The sequence below is a fragment of the Amycolatopsis sp. cmx-11-12 genome, assembly GCF_046269425.1.
GTDB lineage: Bacteria > Actinomycetota > Actinomycetes > Mycobacteriales > Pseudonocardiaceae > Amycolatopsis.
Map to the genome: position 1 here is coordinate 1 of NZ_JADNQM010000071.1, position 18,655 is coordinate 18,655.

Here is an 18,655-nt window from a genome sequence, read left to right on the forward strand (position 1 = left end):
ATTTACCACTGAAGGGTGATGCGCGCGACTAGGCCGTGTCTCGAAGTCATATCCACTCGTTGATCGCTGCGACTGTGACGGTGTCCTCGTAGCGGACGGCGAGGTTGTCATACCTATTTGTCTTGTCCGGAGTCGTGCACCGAATACCCCGATGACGTAGATACTCGCGGTTGGTCCGGGAGCCGTACGCCTTGTCGGCCAGCACCCGGTCCGGCCGGGTGCTGGCCTGCCCACTGCCCGAGCGACCCGGACGCGGCCCTACCCACTTTTCGGCGAGCAGCGAGCCGTGACGTACTCCTAGCCCCCCGATATCGTGGAGCCGACGGCCATGCTCAAGGGCTCGGCACGCGCACGTGTCGCCGACCAGAACCGAACGAGTGAAAAGGAGCGGGTATGACCGACGATGTGGCCAGCCAAGTGATCAAGGCTGAGCAGGATCGGATCCACTGTCTCCTCGACGTGGATCGCGGCACCTACGACCGCTTGCACGCCGCGGAGTACCGGTTGTGCAACCCGACCGGCACCGTGTGGACGAAGGCCGAATACCTGGATCTCCTCACCACCGGGCGGGTCGCCTACCGGGAACTGGGGCTGACCGGCGACGTGGACGCCATTGTCGGCACCGACGTCGTCGTCCTCCGCTATCGGTGCGTTATCGAACTCACCGTCGACGGCGCGGACATCCCGCGGCACGAGGCCTGGCACACCGACGTCTACACCAATGCCAGCGGCACGTGGCGTTGTACCTGGTCGCAGGCCACCGGCATCATGGACCTTCCGTTGGCCGCACCCTGACCCAGCACGAGGAAGACGCGGACCCGCCGGACTTGACGTTGTGACACAGGGCAGGGACCAGAAGCGTCCAGTGGTTAAGTGGCCTTGCGGGGGCAGTTTCGGGCGACCGGAGAAGACGGCCAGGCGGTGTCGCCATGGAGCGCGGGATCAACCGACTCCAACGCAACCGTGCAGTCGCGACAACCTCGCCGTCCGCTACGAGGCCACCGCCACAATCGCAGCGATCAACGAGTGGCTACGATTAGAGTCAATAGTGTTTTAGGTGCCTACAGCGAGCGAGCCGGGACAGCCGAAGAAGCTCGACCTTCACACCTTCCCCCAAGTACATGAAGGTCCCCTTCCTGTACCTCAAGCGAACAGCGCGCCGGTGACCGTTGAGGTCGGGTCTCGTGAGCGGTAATGACGGCTACCTCACGAACTGCCACTCACGCCCCCACCGGCTCACTCACCCCCAAGGTCACCGGAAGCCGAAGAGCGGCAACAAAACCACCAACGGCGACAAGACCGATGAACCCGAAAACCACACCGAAAGCCAACGTAGGACTGAAGCCGAAACCAGCCAGAACAGCGCCGGTCACCGCCACGCCCGCCACCGCGCCCACTTGCCTCACCGTGTTGAACAAGCCCGACGCACCACCAGCGGCACCCGGCTCCACGGACCCCATCGCGATCGCGGACAGCGGCGACCAGGCCATCGCGTTGGCCGCGCCCAGTAGCGCCGCTCCGGCAGTGATCCACCAGGGATTCAGCTTCAGCACGACCACAAGACCGATGAGCGGCAAGCTCACCGCGAGCAGGCTCATCCCGAGGATCGCCGGTCGGCGCCCGCCCACCCTGTCGACCCACCGGCCGCACGGCGGCGACAGCAGGATCGCCAAGACGGCGTCCGGTGCCATGACCATCGCCGCCTCGATCGGGCCGAAGCCGCGCACTTCTTGGATGTAGAGCATAGTGGGCAGCGCCATCGCGAGGACCGTCGCGCCGAGGGACGCCATCGCCAGGCTCGCCGACAGGTATCCGGACGAGCGATAGAGATGCAGTGGCGCGAGTGCGTCCGCTCCTTCGCCGCGTTCTCGGAAATAGAAACAAACGAGCAGCACGACGGCGATGACGGTCGCCGGCAGTGACAAAGAATTCCAGGAGAGCAAGGCCCACACCAGAAGGCTCAGCCCCGCCGTGCTCAACGCGGCACCGAGCAAATCGAAACGCGCGACGCCTCCCTGACTGCCCGGAATCAAACGGATCCCCATCACGACGGCGACCAGGCAGAGCGGCACGTTGACCCAGAAGATCCAGCGCCAATCCAGGCTCGCGGTCAGCAGCCCGCCCAGGATGGGCCCGAGCAACGTGGCGGCGGCCGCGACCGAACCCCAGATGCCGAAGGCGCGGCCACGTTCGTCCTCGGCGAAGAGCCGTCGGATCAACGTAAGTGGCTGAGGGGACATCGCGGCGGCTGCCAGGCCTTGCAGGACCCTGAAGGCGATGAGCCATCCGATCGAAGACGCGAGCCCGCACAGCGCGGAGGTGACGGCGAAGGCTGCCATGCCGAAGAGATAGACGCGCTTCGGATCGAAGAGGTCGCCGAGTCGGCCGGCGACCAGCAAAGGAACCGAAAACGCCAGCAGGTAGCCCGCCGTCACCCAGAACAGACCGGCGACGTCTCCGCCGAGATCGGCTTGGATGCTGGGACTCGCGACGGCGACGATCGTCGTGTCGAGCAGGAGTACGAAGAACCCGGCGAGCAGGGCAGTGAGCCCGCCCCCATCGCGACGGAAGAAGCACGCCAATCACGATAGGGCCACGGAACCCGGTCTTCGTAACAAGGTCCGTCCGCCCCGCGAGTGGTAAGCCGATGGCTTCGGCACGCGAAAAGGGAGACGATCGTGAACCGGGCGGGTTCTGTGTGGTTCTGGTCCTTGCTCGGCGCCTTCATCGCCGCGGCACTCGGCACCGCGATCACCCTTGCGACCGGACTGATCAGCGGCGTTTCGCAGGTCATCGGCCGCCGTGACGGCGATGGGTCGCAAACCGCCGGCACGACGAACGTCTACAACGTCCAGCGGCCGCAGGTGAACGTCTGGCTGGTGTTCCTGATCCTGGGTGTCGCGGGTTCGTTGCTGGCGGCCATTTTCGTGGGCGTCCACTTCGCGGGCTCTATCCAGACGGCCGGAACACCGCATCCCGCCGCGATCGAGCCGCGCTTGACACCCCCCGCCCTCGTCGACAACCACCACGCTCCCCGTCCCCACCACGACTTCCACCATGCCCCGGCCGGCCGCGAACGAAGCTATCGCCGAGTTCGTCACCGGCTACTACCGTCTGATGCCGGACACGCACGCGGGATGGCCGCTCATCGGGCCGAATCTCCAGCGCCGCGGCCTGAGCGACTACGAAGTCCACTGGGGCAGGATCAGCGCGGTGGACGTCCATCGGGCGTCGGCCACCTCTGTATCGACGCCGACACCCTCATCCGGGCGAAATAGCGATCAGGACGAACACGGTTTAGGGTCCGGCTCATGACCGCTCTTCCGCGCGGCGGCCGTCCCGCCGAAGCCCTGGTGGCCGTCGAAGCGAGCATCGAGGATCGCTGGCGGCTGTTCCTCGAGGAATACGGTGTCACCGCCGGAACAAAGGAGGAAACCGACCTCGCCGAAATGGTCGTCGCGGACCCCTCCGCGTTCGCATGGCGGCTGGTCGACGCCGCGCTGGGCAGGTTGCGGTGCACCGACTGCGGCAACGAACTCGGCGCGGGTCCCACCGGCTGCGGAAAATGCGACCAGGCCGACGGTTTCCGGTTCGCGGCCATCGAGGTCGACAAGCAGGCGACACCGCCGGGCACCGAGCACGGGCTCCGGGTCGCCACCGCCGTCGCCCGCACCCGGCACCGCTACGGAGCGCGGGCGCGCTGCGGCTTCGAACTCGGACTTCCCGGCCTGCTCGAAGGCAAACTGCCCAGCACGGCACAGGCTCAGGCGTACCGGGCGGCGATCAACAAGCTCTCCGAAGAGGATTGCGAACGCTTGACCTCCTTCGAGGAGGTCGTCGCTAAACGCTCCGGAACACGATAGCCGCGCCGAGTGCCTCTGCCGACGGGACGAACGGTGCGCCGTCCGCCGTCCTGCGGAGCGAGAATCCCTTCCCGCGCAAGAACTCCTCAGTGGCGAAGACGTCACGAACCCCGACGGCGCAGGCGACCATGGCCGGCAGTACGGCCGGTCGCTCTCCCGGCAGCAACTCTTCCAGCCGGGAGGCAGGCACCAGGGTCAGCCGCCCGGCATCGAGGTCGAAGGCCCAGGCGGGTCCGTCCGGTCGGACCGGCCCGCCGAGATAGCGCTCGTAGCGCGCCACGACCGCCGCGAGTTCGTCGTCGGCGACGCACAGCACGGCCTCTGTCAGGGCGATCGCCCCGTTGGGATGCTCCGAAGACCGGCTGCCCTGTATCTCGCCGTCGAGGTCCGCGACCACGCCGACCCGGCCCTCTTCCACCGAACCCGGGCGGGCCCCGGCGCCGTCGATCTCCAGGTACCGGACCGTTTCGGCCACGGTTCCCGCTTCGGTCTCAACCGGTCGCCGTACCGTGTTCACGCCGCCGTGCCCGACTTCGGACGCGGTCAGCCGCGTCGCGACAGCATCGATGTCGGGCGACGAGAACATCAGGATGTGCAGGCCCTCGAAGCGATCCAGGCAGGCCGCCAGATTCGCACTCGTCGTGGCGATCCGCTCGACGATGACCGGCAGCACTTCTGGTGGCGCCGTCAGCGGGACGACGTTCGCGTCGGGCGGCACCGCATCGCCCGCGCGTGCCGGCGTGGCAAGTTCGAGAAACCCGTCCGCGAAGTCGGCGTGTGTGTTCGCCGCGCCGAACGGCTCCGGTTCGCCGCCTTCCCCGCGGGCCATGGCCGGATAGCTCGGTGGTGCCACCACGAATCCCAGCCGCCGGTAGCGCTCGAGCGCGGACGACAGGTCGCCGACGACGTGGCCGACATGGTGCAGACGTGCGATGTCTCGTCCCATGCCGGCCAGCCTAAGGCGCCGCTCAGTAGTCGTCGCGTCCGGTGAACTGCTGCTCCAGTAGCTCCGCCGAACCCGCGACGAGTTCGAGCGGGTCGGTGAACTCGTTGATGTCGAGGTTCACCAGCGGCAGGGAATGGCGCAGCACCAGGTGTTCGCCCATCACCACCAATCCTCCGACGACGATCGTGTTGCCGATCTCGGTCAGCACGGTCGCCAGGTCGACCTCGTCGATGCGCGCGAACGGCGTCGCGATCTGCACCCAGTCCTCGCGGCGGTCGAAGATCTCCCGCGCGATGACCACGGTCTGGGCACGCTCTTCGTAATCGTCGTCGCCATACGACAACCGAATGCGAATTTCGTCCGTTTCGTCCTTTATCACCCGATATTCGTGTCGTACGAACGCGACCAGATCGGCCCATTCCGCCATGAATTCAGTCTCCCTCGCAGTCGAAGATCAAGAATAGCGACTGCGAAAGCGAAGAAACGGGACACAGCCCGACATCACCCGGACAGCGGCGGCGCGCACCGCCCTTAGGGTCAGCCGCCGGTCGGCACCCCCGCCCGCGCTTCCTGCGGCGTCAGCGGCCGCAGCGACAGCGTGTACTCGTAGGTGCTGTCCTGCTGGACCTGACTGCGTTCCCGCACGGGGTTGGGCGTGTCCCCGACGCCGGTCACCGCGTGGCTCGCGTGCAGCGTGAACCAGCCCTTGTTGCGCTGCAACTGGAACGGGTACGCCGCCCGGTCGAGGTCGTCGAACGGCGTCACGCTGACGTCGTTCGCTCCCCCGACCAGCAGCCCACCGGTCCGGCCGTCGGTGAGCAGCGCCCACCGGCTGTCGGTGTGGTTGCCGTGGTCCTGTGGCCGGTGGTAGTCGACGTACTGCTGGTCCACCGTGCTCGACTGGACACCGATCGGGGTGCCGTCCTTGCGGTCGATGTAGCTCTCGGCCTTCCGCCCGTACCAGGCGAACCTGTCGTAGGAGTCCGGCACGGCGAGCGAGACACCGATCCGGGGCAGGTACGGCAGAGTGCGCACACTTCCCTGCGGCACCACCTTGTTGCCGAGGCTCAGCGTCCCGGTCCGGTCGACGGTGTAGGTCATCGTCTGGTCGAACCACGCCCCGGCGACGTCCGGCGCGGCGACCCGGCTGTCCACGATCACCCGCACGCTTCGCGACCCGTCCTTCTCGACCCGGACACCGGTGACCGTGGTCTTCAGCCGGTCGAGTCCGGCCTTGCGCCAATCCTCACCCTCGGCCCGGCCCCAGGCGAAGGTCTCGTTACTGATCGGCGCCCGCCACGCGTCGAGCTTCGGCCCACCGCTCAGCAGTTCCTTGCCCTGGTGCCGGATCGACGTCAGCGCACCGGTGGTCTTGTCCACTTTGTATGTGACGCCTGCCGCGGACGCCGTCACCGAAGCGGCGTCCTCGACGGCTTCGACGGATTTCCCGTCGAGCGGCGTCCGGTCCAGCCCTGGGACCCGCTTGCCGCCCAACGAGAACTGGTCGTGCGCCAGGACGTGTCCTCGTGCGAGCATCGGCTCGCCCTGGGTCGTCACCGCTTCGACAGTGAGGAATCGCTCGCGATCGGCCGGATTCGCCGGAACCGGCAAAGAGATCTTCCCTGTCGACGCGGCGCCGACCCGCAACGGCTGTTCGCCACGAGCGACGATCCGGGAGCCCTCCTGGATCCGCCACCGCAGGTTCAGCTCGTCGGTCCCCTTGAACTGCCGCTCGTTGGTCACCGACAACGCGCCGCCGGAGTAGGCGAACCGGAGCGGCTGATGCGCCCAAGCCATCTGCGCTGTCTCGGGCTGCGCCGAGCGATCCGAACCGATCAGACCGTCCACACCGGACAGACTCGAACCGTACGACAGGTGGCTTCCGCGATCGGTCACACTGTCGAAGTCCAGTGCCAGCACCGCCCCGCCCGCCGGAGTCTCGCCGGACAACTCCGAAGCGGAAAGCGGCTTCTCGTAGATACGGACATCGTCGACGGCGCCGCGGCCCATCCACCCGATATCGGACGGGTCGTTCCACGACGTCTCGAAGTCGCGGCCGACGTTGACCTCCGCCGACGACGAGTCGATCGTGCCGGTGAACGGTTTGCTCCCGATCTCCTTGCCGTCGAGGTAAAGCCTCAGTGCCGTACCGTCGTAGGTGCCGCTCACCCGGTGCCAGTTCCCGTAGAAGTCGGCGGGCACCTTGGCCTGGACCGCCTGCCAGGTTCCACTGTGGATGAAGAACTCCAGGGTGTCCTGTGTCTTCATCTTGAGCGCGTACTGGTGGTCGCCCTTGCCGAGGATGCGGAAGTCACCGGTCCACTTTCCCGGCTTCACCCACGCGTCGAGCGTGAGTGCTTTTCCGGTGATGTCGAGCTTTCGGTCACGGTAGACCTCGACGAAATCGTCCAATCCGGACAGTTCCAGCGCCTTGCCGCGATGGCCTTCGACCAGATCCGGCTTCCCGGTCACGTGCACCGAGATGTCGTTTCCTGAAGTGTCCGGTGTGGTCCGGATCCGCTGCCGAATGTTCTGCTCCGCCCAGTCCCAGATGAACCCGCCCTGGGTCTGGGGATTCGCCCGGATGGTGTCCCAGAACTCCCGGAAGTTCCCCAGGCTGTTGCCCATCGCGTGGGCGTACTCGCCGAAGATCAGCGGTTTGGTGGTGTTCTTCGCCTGTTCGGCGAACTTCTCCGGAGACGGATAGCGCGGCCCCCAGACGTCGGCGAACGGAGCATCGCCGTCAGGGCTGTTGGACTGGTGGTAGATCGGCCGGGTCGGTTCGTTCGCGTCGAGCCATTCCGCCAGCGCGAAGTGGTGTGCGCCGAGACCGGCCTCGTTCCCGGTGTCCCACAGGAAGACACTCGGATGGTTCTTGTCCCGTTCGACCATGCCGATCATCCGGTCGAAGAACGCGTCCCGCCAGGCCGGATCGTTCGCCTGGCAGTAACTCGCGCAGTTCTCGTGGTTGTGGGTCTCGATGTCGATCTCGTCGTCGATCCAGAGCCCGTGCCGGTCGGCCAGTTCGTAGAAGTACGGGTCCGACGGATAGTGCGAAGTACGAACGGCGTTGACGTTGAGCTGCTTCATCAGCGCGACGTCGCGTTCCTGCGCCTTCCGGGGCATATGCCTCCCGTGATCCGGGTCGGTCTCCGCACGGTTGACACCCTTGAACAGCACCCGTTTCCCGTTGACCAGCAACTGCTTGTCGCGGATCTCGATCTCGCGGAACCCGACCGTCTCGCTGGTGATGTGCGTGACTCGGCCGTCGGGCGCGGTCAGGGTGAGGACGGCCATGTACAGGTTCGGCGTCTCGTCCGACCATTTCGCGGGGTTACGCACCGGCAGGGTCAGCGCGGTCTTGCCGCCCGCGTCGATCTCCCCGCTCGTGACGCCGACTTCCTTGCCCCCGGCGTCGCGCAGACTCAGGCCGACCCGATGCCTGCCCGTCGTCCCGCCGGGTTTAGTGGCGACCTCGACCGAAGCCTTGAGTGTGGCGTCGGTGTAGGTCGCGTCGAGGTCGGTCGTCAGCCCGACGTCCTGGATGAACGTGCCCGGCGCCGAATGCAGGGTCACCGACCGGAAGATGCCCGAATACCGCCACTGGTCGACGTCCTCCAGGTAGGCACCCGCGCTCCAGCGATGCACCTGCACGGCGATCCGGTTCGGCCCCGGCCGCAGCGCGGACGAGATGTCGAACTCCGCCGGCGTGTACCCGCCCTGGTCGTACCCGATGTACTTGCCGTTGACCCAGACGAAGTACGCCGACGTCACACCGTCGAAGCGCAGGAATGTCTTGTTTCTTGTCCAGTCCGCGGGCAGCGGGAAGTCCCGGACGTAGGCACCCGTCGGGTTGACGTCACGCGGAACGCGCGGTGGATCGTCGGGCTGGATCTCGGTGGCGATGTTGCGGAAGATCGGGTGGTCCAGACCGTCCGTCTGCCACGTGTGCGGCACGGAGACCTCGCGCCAGCGCGACGCGTCGTAGCCGTCCTCGTGGAATCCTGCCGGAACCTGCGAGGGGTTGTCCGCCATCGCGATCCGCCATTTGCCGTCGAGCGACAGCGTGTAGGGACTGCGTTCGTCCCGGCGGGTGGCGGCGGAAACGTCCGCGTACGGACGCAGGAAGGCGTGCGGTGGCTCCTGTCCTTCGGCCACCTTTCGTGGATCGTCGAGATAGGACTGGACATCGGCGGGTGGTCCGTCCGCCGCGGCCGGGGAGCCGGCGGCGACCAGGGAACCGGCGAAAACCGCCAGGGTCAAGGCGATGAGGCGTGTTCGCAGCACTGCGGTTACCTCCCGATGAGGGACCGTCGGCTGATGGCCGACTCCTCGACGATCTCGTAAATCGGTACCGGGAGGAAGCCCCTAGATCGAATTCAGCTCGACGCGCGACGGGTCAGCGAGACCGGCAGGATCCGCTGCCGGGGCTTGAGCTCCTGGTCGTCCATCAACGCGAGCAGCGTCTCGACCATCGCGTGGACCTGCTCCCGTGGGTCCTGGTGGACCGACGTCAGCGGCGGGTCCATCTCCGGCGCGAGTGTCGCGTTGTCATCGAAGCTGACGACCGCGACGTCCGATGGGATCCGCCGTCCGGCCGAATGCAGGGTCCGGAGCGCACCGAGCGCCATCATGTCGCTGGCCACGAAGACAGCATCGAGGTCAGGGTTCCGCGCGAGCAGGTTCGACATCGCCTTCGCCCCGCCGGTGAGCGTGAAGTCGCCCTCCTCGACCAGGTCCGCCAGGTCGAGTCCCGCGCCGACCAGGGTCTTGCGCCAGCCCGAAAGCCGGTCGATGGCGGCGCTCTGGTCCTGCGGGCCCGCGATCGTGGCGATCCGGCGGTGTCCCGCCTCGACCAGATGCGCGACAGCCAGCTTCGCACCGCCCTCGTTGTCGAAGTCGACCACGTGGACACCGCGTTTGAGCCCCGCCGCCTGCCCTCCGTAGACCACCGGGATCCGGAGTTGCCGCAACGCCTTGGGCAGCGGATCGGTCCGGTGCGGCGCGAACACCAGCACGCCGTCGACGTGCCCGCCGTCCAGGAACCGCACCGTGCGGTCGAGATCCTCGCGGGTGTCGCTGAAGATCAAGACCATCTGGCAGCCGATGTCGGCCAGTTCGCGATAGCCCGCTCGCATGACGGCGGTGCGGTACGGGTCGTCGAGCAGCCGAGCCTCCGGCTCCGACAGCACGACCGCGACCGCGCCGGTCCGCCGGGTCACCAGCGACCGGGCCGCCTGATTCGGGGAGTAGCCGAGCTCGCAGGCGGCGGCCTGCACCTTCTCGCGGGAACGCGCGCTGACGTAACCGTCGTCGTTCAGCGCCCGGGACGCCGTCGACCGGCTCACCCCGGCGGACGCGGCGACGTCTTCCAGCGTCGGACGGCCGTCATCCCCTGCTCGAGGCCCCACCCGCGTCACCTTCACCCTTCAGCGTCATCTGGACCCCGTCAGCTTAGTGTCCGGCGGCCGGGAGCACTGAGAGCGCTTCCCTGATGGAATCGCTCTCATTACAAGCCCTTGACACGGCCGGACCTTGGCGACAAACTCGGCGCATCCTGGGAGCGCTCCCATTTTCCCCATCGGCAAGGGACTGGACACGTGAAAAGCATCCGGAACGGCCTGGTGCTGGCACTGGGTATCACGATGACGGCTTTCGGCGTGGCGGCGTGCGGAGGTGACGACGGCGGGACGCCCGCGGCGTCGGATCCGAACGCGAAGGTCGAGCTGTCACTGGCGACGTTCACCGAATTCGGTTACGAGGACCTGATTCCCGAGTACGAGCGGCTGCACCCGAACATCAAGATCGCCCACCGCAAGACCGGCCAGGGCGGGCCGTACCACCAGGACCTGATCACGAAACTGGCGGCGGGTTCGGGCCTCGCCGACGTCACCGCGGTCGAGGAAGGGCACCTGTCGAACGTCCTCGACAAGGGCTCGAAGTTCAACGACCTGCCCAAGATCGGCCCCGCGGACGCCTCCCCCGACCGCTGGCTCGGCTGGAAGTACGACGCGGCGAAGACCAAGGACGGCAAGGTCATCGGCTACGGAACCGACATCGGGCCGCTGGCCATGTGCTACCGCAAGGACATGCTGGAGGCGGCCGGTCTGCCGGCCGATCCCGAAGCGGTCAAACCGTTGTTCGCGACCTGGGACAGCTACTTCGCCGCGGGCGACCAGTACGTCTCCAAGACCGGCGGCAAGGCCTGGTTCGACTCGGCGGCGCAGAACTTCAACGCCATGGTCAACCAACTCCCCACCGGCTACATCGGCGATGACGACAAGCTGGCCGTGGAAACCAACCAGGGCATCAAGGACGCCTGGGCCAAGGTGACCGGCGCTGTCGCGAAAGGACAGTCGGCCAAGCTCACCGCGTTCAGCAACGAATGGAACTCCGGGTTCAAGCAGGGCGCGTTCGCCACGAAGGTGTGTCCCGCGTGGATGCTCGGCGTGATCGAAGAGCACTCCGGCCAGGAGAACGCCGGCAAGTGGGCGGTCACCGCGGCCTTCCCCGGCGGTGGCGGCAACTGGGGCGGTTCGTACCTGACCGTGCCCACACAGTCGAAGCACCCGAAGGAGGCCGCCGAACTGGCCGCCTGGCTGACCGCGCCCGAACAGCAGATCAAGGCGTTCCAGGCGAAGGGCACCTTCCCCAGCCAGGTCAAGGCACTGGAGGACCCGGCGCTGCTGGGCGAGACCGACGCCTACTTCGGCGGCGCCAAAATCGGCCAGTTGTTCGCCGAACAGGCGAAGAAGGTCGCCAAACCGCAGTACAAGGGCCCGGGAGACGGCCAGATCCAGGAAAACGCGTCGAGCCCGGCGCTCCAGGCCGTCGAGCAGGGCAAGTCGGCGGACGCGGGCTGGACGCAACTGCTGGACGCCGCCAAGAAGATCACACGCTGACCGATGACCGTCGTCGACAAGATCGCGCCGGAAGGAAACGAGGCCGGGGTGCGCACGTCGCCCCGGCCCACCCTCCGGCACCGGCTGAGCCGGTGGGACGTCAAGGCCTCGCCGTACCTCTACATCGCCCCGTTCTTCCTCGTGTTCGGGATCGTCGGGCTGTTCCCGCTGCTCTACACGGCGTACGTGTCGCTGTTCAGCTGGGAGGCCGGTGACGACGATCCGGACTTCATCGGGCTCGACAACTTCAAGGAGTTGTTCGCCGACACGCAGTTCTGGAACGCGCTCGAGAACACCGTCAGCATCTTCCTTCTCTCCAGCGTTCCCCAGCTGATCATCGCGGTGCTCCTGGCGGCTCTGCTCAGCGCCCGGCTGCGCGGGGCGACCGGATGGCGCGTCGGTGTCCTGCTCCCCTACGCCGCCAGCCTGGTGGCGCTGGGGATCATCTTCGCGAACCTGTTCGGACCGAAGTACGGCCTGGTCAACGGCCTGTTGCAGACCATCGGGCTGGATCCGGTCGACTGGCAGGCAGGCCGGTTCAGCAGCCACGTCGCGATCGCGATCATGGTGAACTGGCGCTGGACCGGGTACAACGCGCTGATCGTGCTGGCGGCCATGCAGGCCATCCCGAAAGAACTGCACGAGGCCGCCCTTATCGACGGCGCGGGCGCGGCGCGCCGTTTCTTCAGCATCACGCTGCCGCTGTTGAAACCGACGCTGATCTTCGTCACGATCACCTCGACGATCGGCGGGCTACAGATCTTCACCGAGCCCAAGCTGTTCGACGCCATGCCGGGGTCGAACAACGGCGGCTCGTCCAACCAGTTCCAGACCGTGACGCTGTACCTGTACCAAACGGCCTTCGAGAACTACGAACTCGGCTACGCGTCGGCGATCGCGTGGGTGCTGTTCCTGATCATCGTGCTGATCGCGCTGGTGAACTTCTTCCTCACCGGCAGGCTCGCCAGGACTCCGGCGGTGAAGAAGAAATGACCAAGCCACGCCGGTCCACCTACGTCGTACTCACGATCTTCGTGCTGGGCTCGCTCTTCCCGTTCTATTGGTCGTTTCTGGTGGCCAGCCGGGACAGCGGGATGCTCACCGAACGGGTCCCGCCCTTCCTGCCAGGCGGGAACTTCTTCGCCAACGCGGCCAGGGTGTTCGACACGGTGCCGTTCTGGAAGGCGCTCGCGAACAGTCTGATCGTGTCCGGCACGGTCACCCTCACCACCGTGCTGTTCTCGGCGCTGGCCGGGTTCGCGTTCGCCAAACTGCGGTTCCGCGGCCGGAACGGGCTGTTCGTGTTCATCGTCGTCACCCTCGCCGTCCCGACCCAGCTCGGCATCATCCCGTTGTTCATGGCGATGTCGGAGTTCGGCTGGGCCGGCGGGTTGCAGTCGGTGATCGTGCCCAACCTGGTAACCGCGTTCGGCGTGTTCTGGATGCGTCAGTACACAGTGGACGCGGTGCCGTACGAACTGATCGAGGCGGCCAGGGTCGACGGTTGCAGCATGATCCGGATCTTCTGGAACGTCTGCCTGCCCGCGGTCCGCCCGGCGGCGGCGATCCTCGCGATGTTCACGTTCATGACCTCATGGAACGACTTCCTCTGGCCGCTCGTCGTGCTGGACGCCGGCAATCCCACCGTCCAGCTGGCACTCGAGAAGCTGCAGAGCGGCTATTACGTCGACTACTCGCTGGTGCTGGCCGGGACGACACTGGCCACCATCCCGATCCTCATCGTCTTCCTCCTCCTCGGCCGCCAGATCGTGGCCGGGATCATGCAAGGTGCCGTGAAAGGGTGACCATGTCGCTGTTCCCGCCCGGATTCGTGTGGGGCGCCGCCACCGCGGCCTTCCAGGTCGAGGGGGCCACCACGGCCGACGGCCGGACCGACTCGATCTGGGACGTCTTCGCCCGCCGTCCCGGCGCCGTCGTCGGCGGCGACACCGGCGAACCGGGCGCCGATCACTACCGGCGCTACGCCGAAGACGTCGACCTGATGCGACGGCTGGGGCTCGGCGCGTACCGGTTCTCCCTTTCGTGGCCCCGGATCCGGCCCGACGGCGGCGCGCCGAATCCACGAGGGCTCGCGTTCTACGACCGGCTCGTCGACAAGCTCCTCGAAGCCGGAGTTCAGCCATGGGCGACGCTGTATCACTGGGATCTCCCTCAGTCACTGGAAGACGAAGGCGGCTGGGCTTCGCGCGACACGGCGTTCCGGTTCGCCGAGTACGCCGAAACGATCGTGGGGCGACTGGGCGACCGGGTGGCGAACTGGTCGACCCTGAACGAGCCGTGGTGTGCCGCGATGCTGGGTTACGCGGGCGGGATCCACGCTCCCGGCCGCCGGGAACCCCGCGCCGCCGTCGCGGCCGCGCACCATCTCCTGCTGGGGCACGGGCTCGCGATGGACGTCCTGCGGCGGCACGCCCCGGCGGCGTCCTCCGGCGTCACCCTGAACCTGTATCCGGTCTCCGCCGCCGACCCTTCGTCCACTGTGGACGTCGAGGCGGCGCGACTGGTCGACGGCTTGCAGAACCGGCTGTTCCTCGACCCGGTACTGCGTGGCTCCTACCCGGCCGATCTCGTAGCCGACCTGGCTCCGCTCGGTTTCGAAGAACTGGCCCGGGAGGGTGACCTGGCCACGATCGCCGCCCCGATCGACTGGCTGGGCATCAACTACTACCGCGGCTACCAGGTCGCCGGCACCCCGCGGCCCGGCAGCGAACCGGCGGGACCCGACTGGCTCGGCGCCCCCGGCGTCCACTTCGTACCCGACGAGTCGGCGCCGCGCACCGACTCCGGCTGGGAAGTGCAGCCGTCGCGGCTCACCGAATGCCTGCTGCGGGTGCACCGCGAGTACCGGCCGATCCCGCTGTACATCACGGAAAACGGCGCGTCCTATCCGGACGCCGTCATCGGCGGGGACATCGCGGACACCGACCGGATCGCTTTCCTCGATTCGCATCTGCGTGCCGCGTACGAGGCGATCGAGGCGGGCGTCGACCTGCGCGGGTACTTCTACTGGTCACTGCTCGACAACTTCGAGTGGGCCGAGGGGTACGCCAAACGGTTCGGCCTCGTGCACGTCGACTACGCGACCCAGCGCCGGACGCCGAAGCGGAGCGCGCTCTGGTACGCCCGGGCGATCAGCCTGAACGGGCTGAGCTGAAGACTGTTGTCATGAAAGGGTCGTTCAAGACGTCTTTCGTCCTGAACGACCCTTTCATGACACCTCAAACCACCTAGTGTCGCGTGCTCGCTTCCGACCTGGCCGAGACCGCGTCCTCGACGGTGGCGAGGTCAGCGGCCTTCCAGTCCTGGCCGCCCGCCCCGACGGCACGTCGCGCAAGAGAACCGTTCACACAGCCCGGCACGTCCGCCACGGAAGAGCAGTTGTCGGGCCGGTTGCCGCTCACCACGGCCCCGTTCGCCAGCGTGACACGTCCATCGAGCGTGTAGATGCCGCCGCCGGAACGGGGATACGGGTAGGAGCCCGCCCCGGGCTCGCCAACGGCGTTGTCGCTGACCTTCCCGCCGTCGAGCGTGAGGCTGTCGTAGAACACGCTCACTCCGCCACCCGAACCTCCGTACCCCGAGTACCCGGCGTACCCACCCGGCCCGGCGACCCCGGCGTCGCCTCCGCGGCCCGCGAGGTTACCGGTGATCGAGGTGCCTGCGATGACCGGATTCAGCAGGATGCCCAGCCTGCTCGACATGAACACGCCGGCGCCCGCACCGCCGCCACCGCCGTCTCCGGCTCCGCCATGCTCGGAGCCTCCCGCACCACCCGGCCCGCCGGCCCCGGTGCTGTTGCCGGTGACCTCTCCACCGGTGATCCGCAGGACGGAGCCACTGATGACGTCGACACCGCCCCCGAAACCACCAGAGCCGCCTCGACCACCAGGTTTGGCGGCCACACCGTTGCCGCCCCGGCTACCGGCACCGGCAGCGTTATCGGTAATCGAGCTACCGGTGATCGTCACCGTGTTCTGGAAAGAGCCGTAGGAGGAGATGCCACCGCCGAATCCTCCGCTACCACCACGACCGGCACTCGTGGTGGCGGTGGCGTCGCCGCCACGAGCACCGGCGCCCGAGGTGTTGCCGATGATGACGCTGTCGGTGATGGCCAACGGGCCCCAGTTCTCTATGCCGCCGCCGTCCTCCCCCGAGTTCCCATCCCCATTGGCGTTGGTTCCGACACCGTCGGGAGCGTGGCCACCGGTGATCGTGACCTTGTCGAGTGTCAGGTCGCCCCAGTTGGAAATGATCCGGAATTGGGGCGCGTCCTTGGCGCGAGCGATGGTGGCATGGTTGCCGTTGATACTGAGCTTTCGCTGAATGGAGGGCAGCCCTGCATTCCAGGTCGTATCGGCGACCTCGGTGAGGGTGTACACGCAATTCGTCGCCAGAGACAGGGTGACCGGCGTCGAGGTGGCGTTGGCATCGACGATCGCCTGGACCAGCGCTCCCGTGTCACAGGGGACGGCGGTTTCGGCAGCCTGCGCCGGTGGAGTGACCAGGGCGAACGTCCCCATCGCGGTCACCGCGGTCGCGATTCGTCTTCGGGATCTCGCACTCGGCGTCATAAGAAGAACCCTTCAGGTCAGGGAAATGGGCGGTGACGGATCGCGTAATCTCCCAGTCGCGGAAACCGTCACCTGACGAACACTAGAAGTGCCATCTCCGCCTCTCAATGAATATGATCCACATCACAGGTACCGATCACCGGGAATCGCTGTGAACAATGAGAAATAAATCGGAAGTCGTATCGGGAACTCCGCATTCATGCTTTTACCGGAGCCGGCGGCGGGGATTCCGGTGGCCCGCTCCGGCAGGTCTTGTTATGGTGGAGGGGCAGCTGATCAACGAGCATGGAGACCAGACGTGGCAGGTGAAGACGACATCTCCGGGTGAGCCGGAGTTGCCAGGCCACCGGCGCTGACGCCGATGTGGCCATTTCGTCGTTCCCACACAGCCACGTCCACCGCGGTGCTGCCTCATGGCGCCCGCTGTCTTTCACGAGGTCATTTCCATGTCAGACGCCTTCGTCGTCGTGTCCGCCCTGTCCTTCGCCTGGCCGGATGACACCCCGGTCTTCGACGACCTGTCCTTCACCGTGCCCGGTGGCCGCACCGGCCTCGTCGCACCGAACGGGGCGGGCAAGAGCACGCTGCTCAAACTGATCGCCGGCGAGTTGCGACCGCTCTCCGGGACCGTCTCCGCCCAGGGCGTCCTCGGCTATCTGCCGCAGTCGCTGCCGCTCACCGCCGACCTGGACGTGGCCGAGGTGCTGGGCATCGCGCCGCAGCTCGCCGCCCTGAGCGCCATCGAGTCCGGCGACGCGAGCGACGAGCACTTCACCACCATCGGCACCGACTGGGACATCGAGGAACGCACGCGCGCCCAGCTCGACAGGCTCGGCCTCGACGGCATCTCACTGGACCGAAGCCTGAGCACGTTGAGCGGCGGGCAGATCATCTCCCTCGGCCTGGCCGCACAGTTGCTGAAGCGGCCCGACATCCTGCTGCTGGACGAACCGACCAACAACCTCGACCTCGACGCCCGCCGCAAGCTCTACGGTGTGCTGGAAGACTGGTCCGGTTGCCTGCTGTTGGTGAGTCACGACCGGGAACTGCTCGACCGGATGGACCGGATCGCCGAACTCGACCGCGGCGATCTCCGGTATCACGGCGGGAACTTCACCCAGTACGAAGCGGCGGTCAAGGCCGAGCAGGAGGCCGCCGAGCGCAACGTCCGCAGTGCCGAGCAGGAGGTCAAACGCGAGAAGCGGGAGATGCAGCAGGCACGCGAGCGGGCCGCGCGACGGGCGGGCAACGCGGCCCGCAACCTCGGCAACGCCGGGCTGCCGAAGATCTTCGCCGGAACCATGAAACGCAACGCCCAAGAATCCGCGGGCAAGGCGAACGAGACGCACGCCGCGCGGGTCAGCGATGCGAAGAACCGCCTCGACGAGGCCGAACGCACCCTCCGCGACGACCAGAAGATCGCGCTGATCCTGCCGGGCACCAACGTCCCCGCCGGGCGCACGGTGTTCCATGGCGAGCACATCCAAGTCCGCTACGGCGACCGGAACGTCTTCGCGGGCGAGGGGGTCGACCTGACGATCCGAGGCCCCGAACGGATCGCACTGATCGGCGGCAACGGCACCGGCAAGTCGACGCTCCTGCGGGTGCTCAACGGAGACCTGTCACCCTCCAGCGGCGTGCTCAAACGAGCCGAGGGCCGGATCGCGTATCTCTCGCAGCGGTTGGACCTGCTGGACCTGGACCGGACCATCGCCGAGAACTTCGCGGCGTTCGCCCCGAACCTTCCCGAGTCACAACGGATGACGTTGCTCGCCCGGTTCCTGTTCCGCGGCGCGCGAAGCCAGCTTCCCGTCGGTGTTCTCTCCGGAGGCGAACGGCTGCGGGCCACCCTGGCCTGCGTCCTGTTCGCCGAGCCCGCGCCTCAGTTACTCCTGCTGGACGAGCCGACGAACAATCTCGACCTGGTCAGCGTCGGGCAATTGGAGAGCGCGCTCGCGGCGTATCAGGGGGCTTTCGTGGTCGTGAGCCACGATGAGCGGTTCCTGACGGAGATCAAGGTGGATCGGCGAGTGCGGTTGACCGATGGGGTTCTTGTGGATTCTTGAGTAGGCGGCTTTCGGCCGACCCGGTGAGCCTTTCGTCCGCGGGGTCCGGGGTGCTTGCTTTGCAGCAGGTAGCTGCGTGGTTCTTCAGGCTCGCGAAGTAGTGAAGGCCCCCTTTCCTACCCTGAGAGTAGGGAAGGAGGCCTTCACGGACCCCTTAACCGGGTCCCCGAAACAGGCTTAAGGACTCTTTGTTGCTTAACTTGCGAAAGCATGTGCCGCTCATGGTGATGATTGAGGCCCGACCTGTAGTCAGCGCCCACTCACGCATCACCCTTCAGTGGTAAAC

The 18,655-nt window shown here is 66.8% G+C and carries 14 protein-coding genes; 8 read left to right on the forward strand and 6 right to left on the reverse strand.

Annotated elements, in window-relative coordinates:
* Nucleotides 1-393: 393 nt before the first annotated feature.
* Nucleotides 394-795, forward strand: a complete 402-nt coding sequence (locus ACLARN_RS43115) for a nuclear transport factor 2 family protein (RefSeq protein ID WP_409497277.1) — start codon at nucleotides 394-396, stop codon at nucleotides 793-795.
* A gap of 425 nt (nucleotides 796-1,220) precedes the next feature.
* Here ACLARN_RS43115 and ACLARN_RS43120 read toward each other — a convergent pair whose 3' ends face one another.
* Complete coding sequence (locus tag ACLARN_RS43120; RefSeq protein ID WP_409497278.1) at nucleotides 1,221-2,582, reverse strand: MFS transporter; 1,362 nt, start codon at nucleotides 2,580-2,582, stop codon at nucleotides 1,221-1,223.
* A gap of 96 nt (nucleotides 2,583-2,678) precedes the next feature.
* On the opposite strand from ACLARN_RS43120, the gene ACLARN_RS43125 reads away from it, so the two are divergent.
* Both ACLARN_RS43125 and ACLARN_RS43130 read left to right on the forward strand, forming a co-directional pair.
* Nucleotides 2,679-3,278 carry a serine/threonine protein kinase gene (locus ACLARN_RS43125; protein WP_409497279.1) on the forward strand — a complete coding sequence of 200 codons (600 nt, stop codon included), beginning with the start codon at nucleotides 2,679-2,681 and terminating at the stop codon, nucleotides 3,276-3,278.
* Nucleotides 3,279-3,311: 33 nt separating this feature from the next.
* Nucleotides 3,312-3,863, forward strand: a complete 552-nt coding sequence (locus ACLARN_RS43130; RefSeq protein ID WP_409497280.1) for a hypothetical protein — start codon at nucleotides 3,312-3,314, stop codon at nucleotides 3,861-3,863.
* On the opposite strand, the gene ACLARN_RS43135 is transcribed toward ACLARN_RS43130, so the two are convergent.
* The 4 genes from ACLARN_RS43135 to ACLARN_RS43150 all read right to left on the reverse strand — a co-directional run bounded on the left by ACLARN_RS43135 (nucleotide 3,841) and on the right by ACLARN_RS43150 (nucleotide 10,235).
* Nucleotides 3,841-4,809: a VOC family protein gene (locus ACLARN_RS43135; protein WP_409497281.1), complete on the reverse strand. Its 969-nt coding sequence runs from the start codon at nucleotides 4,807-4,809 to the stop codon at nucleotides 3,841-3,843. The two genes, ACLARN_RS43130 and ACLARN_RS43135, sit on opposite strands and share 23 nt — an antisense overlap.
* A 22-nt stretch (nucleotides 4,810-4,831) precedes the next feature.
* Nucleotides 4,832-5,236, reverse strand: a complete 405-nt coding sequence (locus tag ACLARN_RS43140; protein ID WP_409497282.1) for a hypothetical protein — start codon at nucleotides 5,234-5,236, stop codon at nucleotides 4,832-4,834.
* Nucleotides 5,237-5,346: 110 nt separating this feature from the next.
* Nucleotides 5,347-9,096, reverse strand: a complete 3,750-nt coding sequence (locus ACLARN_RS43145) for a glycoside hydrolase family 2 TIM barrel-domain containing protein (RefSeq protein WP_409497283.1) — start codon at nucleotides 9,094-9,096, stop codon at nucleotides 5,347-5,349.
* Nucleotides 9,097-9,188: 92 nt separating this feature from the next.
* Nucleotides 9,189-10,235 (reverse strand): LacI family DNA-binding transcriptional regulator, encoded by a 1,047-nt coding sequence (locus tag ACLARN_RS43150; RefSeq protein ID WP_409497284.1) that lies wholly within the window; start codon nucleotides 10,233-10,235, stop codon nucleotides 9,189-9,191.
* Between the two features lie 174 nt (nucleotides 10,236-10,409).
* Between ACLARN_RS43150 and ACLARN_RS43155 the strand changes: the two genes are divergently transcribed.
* From ACLARN_RS43155 to ACLARN_RS43170, 4 genes are read left to right on the forward strand one after another with little or no spacing between them, the layout of a single operon-like run.
* Entirely contained in the window at nucleotides 10,410-11,711 is a 1,302-nt protein-coding gene (locus ACLARN_RS43155; protein ID WP_409497285.1) for an extracellular solute-binding protein, read from the forward strand.
* A 3-nt stretch (nucleotides 11,712-11,714) separates the two neighbouring features.
* The gene (locus ACLARN_RS43160) at nucleotides 11,715-12,704 is read left to right on the forward strand and encodes a carbohydrate ABC transporter permease (RefSeq protein ID WP_409497286.1); all 990 of its coding nucleotides are present in this window, start codon (nucleotides 11,715-11,717) and stop codon (nucleotides 12,702-12,704) included.
* Nucleotides 12,701-13,516 (forward strand): carbohydrate ABC transporter permease, encoded by an 816-nt coding sequence (locus tag ACLARN_RS43165; protein WP_409497287.1) that lies wholly within the window; start codon nucleotides 12,701-12,703, stop codon nucleotides 13,514-13,516. The genes ACLARN_RS43160 and ACLARN_RS43165 overlap by 4 nt, the downstream gene beginning before the upstream one ends.
* A gap of 2 nt (nucleotides 13,517-13,518) precedes the next feature.
* Nucleotides 13,519-14,886, forward strand: a complete 1,368-nt coding sequence (locus ACLARN_RS43170; protein ID WP_409497290.1) for a GH1 family beta-glucosidase — start codon at nucleotides 13,519-13,521, stop codon at nucleotides 14,884-14,886.
* 73 nt (nucleotides 14,887-14,959) lie between these two features.
* Here ACLARN_RS43170 and ACLARN_RS43175 read toward each other — a convergent pair whose 3' ends face one another.
* On the reverse strand, nucleotides 14,960-16,252 hold the full coding sequence (locus ACLARN_RS43175; RefSeq protein ID WP_409497288.1) for a hypothetical protein: 1,293 nt from the start codon (nucleotides 16,250-16,252) through the stop codon (nucleotides 14,960-14,962).
* A 497-nt stretch (nucleotides 16,253-16,749) separates the two neighbouring features.
* Here ACLARN_RS43175 and abc-f point away from each other — a divergent pair, with 497 nt between their 5' ends.
* Entirely contained in the window at nucleotides 16,750-18,369 is a 1,620-nt protein-coding gene (gene abc-f, locus ACLARN_RS43180) for a ribosomal protection-like ABC-F family protein (RefSeq protein ID WP_409497289.1), read from the forward strand.
* Nucleotides 18,370-18,655: the final 286 nt, after the last annotated feature.

Excerpts from the sequence above, each read along its gene's own strand:
- ACLARN_RS43170 (WP_409497290.1), top strand. The coding sequence starts at position 13,519 with ATGTCGCTGTTCCCGCCCGGATTCGTGTGGGGCGCCGCCACCGCGGCC.
- ACLARN_RS43130 (WP_409497280.1), top strand. The coding sequence starts at position 3,312 with ATGACCGCTCTTCCGCGCGGCGGCCGTCCCGCCGAAGCCCTGGTGGCC.
- ACLARN_RS43135 (WP_409497281.1), bottom strand. The coding sequence starts at position 4,809 with ATGGGACGAGACATCGCACGTCTGCACCATGTCGGCCACGTCGTCGGC.
- ACLARN_RS43140 (WP_409497282.1), bottom strand. The coding sequence starts at position 5,236 with ATGGCGGAATGGGCCGATCTGGTCGCGTTCGTACGACACGAATATCGG.
- ACLARN_RS43165 (WP_409497287.1), top strand. The coding sequence starts at position 12,701 with ATGACCAAGCCACGCCGGTCCACCTACGTCGTACTCACGATCTTCGTG.
- ACLARN_RS43115 (WP_409497277.1), top strand. The coding sequence starts at position 394 with ATGACCGACGATGTGGCCAGCCAAGTGATCAAGGCTGAGCAGGATCGG.
- ACLARN_RS43160 (WP_409497286.1), top strand. The coding sequence starts at position 11,715 with ATGACCGTCGTCGACAAGATCGCGCCGGAAGGAAACGAGGCCGGGGTG.
- ACLARN_RS43175 (WP_409497288.1), bottom strand. The coding sequence starts at position 16,252 with ATGGGGACGTTCGCCCTGGTCACTCCACCGGCGCAGGCTGCCGAAACC.
- abc-f (WP_409497289.1), top strand. The coding sequence starts at position 16,750 with ATGTCAGACGCCTTCGTCGTCGTGTCCGCCCTGTCCTTCGCCTGGCCG.